The organism is Lysinibacillus sp. NPDC086135 (assembly GCF_044746345.1).
Lineage (GTDB): Bacteria > Bacillota > Bacilli > Bacillales_A > Planococcaceae > Lysinibacillus.
The window spans coordinates 1-1,216 of record NZ_JBIVCA010000052.1 but is presented as its reverse complement, the minus strand read 5'-3'; the positions used below and the strand labels follow the sequence as shown (position 1 = coordinate 1,216).

1 protein-coding gene is annotated in these 1,216 nt (G+C 43.0%); it reads left to right on the top strand.

Annotation, left to right across the window (positions count from 1 at the left end; genetic code table 11):
• Positions 1-586: 586 nt before the first annotated feature.
• Positions 587-1,216 (top strand): IS110 family transposase (locus tag ACIPKN_RS26870; protein WP_400942070.1); only part of this gene is annotated, 630 nt, incomplete at its 3' end.

Below are 1,216 nucleotides of genomic sequence, written 5' to 3'. Positions count from 1 at the left end.
CTCGTATATTAGTAGTAAGAGCTCTATCCGATATAATTTCCAGTTGATCCGGACAACTGGGGATCTGTTGGGTTTCCTATAGGAGATAGTCGCCTTTTGGCTCCCTCACTCTTTTTTTATGTTTTACCTGTTTGACCCTGGTTTACACGAGGGACCAAAAGGAAACTTCCATTTTAACCATTCAAAATAGTATAGCTAACAGGTGCTTACCTGCTTATTTGTGTTATCCAATTTTATATCGTTTGGGCGAAGGATGGAGGAGGCTCCATTTTAGTACTTCGTCCTTTTTTATTTCAACTTTTATTTCACTCAGACTGTGCCCATGAGACAATGGAACGGACAAGGTTGACGCAGGAAATAGCTATTCCCCCTTGCGGGCACTTTTTGTGTACTGCTTAAATAGCCTGCTACCCATCGTTCATTATTGAAGGTCTAACCACTGGCTGCTACGCTGTTGGAGAAGAGAGTGTAGCGCTCATTTTGGTCTTCTTCACTTCGATTGCTCATCACGAGGCAGACATCGATGATTCGACTGGGCACCCAGGTCTGAGACAATCTTGATTATTCCCCATAGGAGGTGATTGGCATGTCACAAATGCTAGTCGGTATCGACGTGAGTATGCGCTCCCATCATGTCCAATTCATGCATGGCGAGGGTCATTCGCTTGCTGATTTTTCTGTTTCTAATGATATAGAAGGTGCGAACACCTTGATTCAAAAGCTTTTGAAAACAGCGGAAAAGAATCAGCTTACACAATTAAAAATTGGGATGGAGTCAACGGACCAATATAGTTGGCACCTAGCCCATTATTTGAAAAATCAATTACAGGGCTATGCACCCTTGTTTCAAACAGCGGTGTTTATGCTCAATGCTCGAAAAGTAGCACGCTTTAAAAAAGGCTACGATACGTTACCGAAAAACGACCGAATTGATGCCTGGGTTATTGCGGATCATTTACGCTTTGGACGCTTGCCATATGATATGCAAGAAACCCTTCAACACGAGGCGCTTCGCCGTTTAACCCGTACACGTTTTCACATGATGCATGAAATCGCGCGTAATAAAACGTACATGTCGAATCAACTGTTTTTAAAATTTAGTGGTTTACGCCAAGATAACCCGTTCTCTAACACATTTGGCACGACGAGTTTAGCCGTCATTGAAGAGCTCGACCCTGAAATGATTGCAGAAATGCCACTAGAAGAGCTAGTAGAG